This window comes from Pseudomonas sp. P5_A2_2, from assembly GCF_054177685.1.
Genome location: NZ_JBGCUL010000832.1, coordinates 1 through 1,990 on the forward strand (window position 1 = coordinate 1; position 1,990 = coordinate 1,990).

Annotated in this window: 2 protein-coding genes and 1 pseudogene; all 3 read left to right on the top strand. The window is 61.8% G+C overall.

Going from position 1 to position 1,990, the window contains the following annotated elements:
- A pseudogene (locus tag ACXRVY_RS26260) lies at positions 1-410 on the top strand (class I SAM-dependent methyltransferase); the annotation flags it as partial.
- Positions 407-1,564: an acyltransferase family protein gene (locus ACXRVY_RS26265; protein ID WP_223462432.1), complete on the top strand. Its 1,158-nt coding sequence runs from the start codon at positions 407-409 to the stop codon at positions 1,562-1,564. The pseudogene ACXRVY_RS26260 and the gene ACXRVY_RS26265, both read left to right, overlap by 4 nt.
- Positions 1,558-1,990: class I SAM-dependent methyltransferase (locus ACXRVY_RS26270; RefSeq protein WP_458238653.1), on the top strand; the 433-nt coding region annotated here is incomplete at its 3' end. The genes ACXRVY_RS26265 and ACXRVY_RS26270, both read left to right, overlap by 7 nt.

The window sequence follows — 1,990 nt, forward strand, 5'->3', positions numbered from 1 at the left end:
ACCTGCTGAGCGTGCCGTCCCCGGTGGGCGAGCATTTGCAGAAAGGCATCGCCCCGGCCAGCTATTTTCAATCGCCCAATCACGTGCAGATTTTCAGCCCGGAGCGATTCGCCGCGCTGGTGGAAGACGCGGGCCTGGTCATCGAGCATCGCCAGGCCACCGGTTTTTTCTGGGTCATGGGCATGATTTTTTTCTGGGCCAGTGAGCGGGCTGCCGGACGGGATCTGGGTGGTGCGGTTCGCGACCGGATTCAGGCGCCGTATCCGCCGCTGATGGAGAGCTGGGCGAAAACCTGGCAGGACTTGCTGGCCCAGCCCGACGGGTTGGCGATCAAGCAGATGCTGGATCAGTTCATGCCCAAGAGCCAGGTGATCATTGCCCGTAAACCTCATGTCCAGGAGGGCGCATGAGCAACGAAAAACGGATCATGGACATCGAGTTGCTGCGCGGCATTGCGGTGCTCGGCGTGCTGTTTCATCACCTGCAGGACAGCCTGTTCGCGGCGGCTGTGCCGTTGCTGCAGAGCATCACGCTGTACAGCCAGCCGTGGTGGGGCGTGGATCTGTTTTTCGCGATCTCGGGTTTCGTCATTGCCCGCAGCCTGATCCCGGCCTTGCGCCGCTGCACAACTCGCCAGGAATACTGGCAACAGACACGCAATTTCTGGTTGCGCCGGGCCTTTCGTTTGCTGCCTTCGGCCTGGTTATGGCTGGCGCTGATGTTGCTGGCGTGTCTTTTTCTCAACCGCTCCGGCGCGTTTGGCACGCTGCACGCGAACCTTCAGGCGACCCTGGCCGGCATCGCGCAGTACGCCAATTTCCGCTTTGCCGACAGTTTTTATCGCTACGAGTACGGCACCAGTTTCGTGTACTGGAGCCTGTCGCTGGAAGAGCAGTTCTACCTGCTGTTTCCGCTGCTGATCGTGCTGTTGCGCAAACACCTGGTGTGGGCTTTGCTGGCGTTGGTGGCGCTGCAATTGTTGACCTTGCGCACGCCGATCCTGATGGTGGTGCGCACCGACGCGCTGGCCCTTGGCGTGCTGTTGGCGATGTGGAGCGTGCAGCCTTCGTACCGGCGCCGGGAGCCAAAATTCCTGCGCCGTCCATGGGCGGGTGTTGCCGCACTGATCGCGGTATCGCTGTTGCTCAGCTTCATGGCAACGGATCGTTTCACCTTCACGTCTTACCGGATCGGCGTGATTGCGCTGTTGTGTGCGCTGCTGGTGTGGATCGCTTCTTACAACCGCGATTACCTGTTGCCGCGCGGCGTGTTCAAAAATCTGATGACGTGGGTCGGCAGCCGTTCCTACGGGATTTACCTGATCCATATCCCGGCCTACTTGCTGGTTCGTGAATTCGTTTTCCGTTTACAGGCTGCCGGGCTGCCCAGTCCCGCTGGCCATCCGATTCTGATGTTGCTGATGGCTGGCGGCCTGATCGTGCTGCTGAGCGAACTCAACTATCGCTTCATCGAAATGCCCATGCGCAACCGCGGCGCCTCGCTGGTCAAACGCCTGGGCACCTCCCGAACAGCCGTCCCTTCCTCTGGAGCAACCTCATGCTGAGCCTTTTGAAGAAACTCACGGCGGGCACACCCGCGCCTGTTCAGCCAGAGACACCGCCCGCGGCGCCGGTGGCGGAAAAAGTCGACCCCTACATGCTCGGCCTGCACGATGCGATGCTCAGTGGCTGGTTCAATCAACAGACCGGCGAACTGTTCACCGGCTTCCCGGTGACCCCCGAGGACACACTGCTGGATGTCGGCTGTGGCGACGGCGGCAACGTGCATTTCTGCGGGATGCGCGGCGCGAAGATCATCGTCGCCGACATCGACGCCGCCAAGGTCGAAGCGACCCGCCAGCGCCTGACCGATACACCGGCCCGCGACGTCGAATGCCATGTCACCGACTGCAACCCGCTGCCGATTGCCGACGCGACCGCCACCCGGGTGGTGTCCACCGAGGTCATCGAGCACGTGGACGATCCGGCCC

Excerpts from the sequence above, each read along its gene's own strand:
- ACXRVY_RS26265 (WP_223462432.1), top strand. The coding sequence starts at position 407 with ATGAGCAACGAAAAACGGATCATGGACATCGAGTTGCTGCGCGGCATT.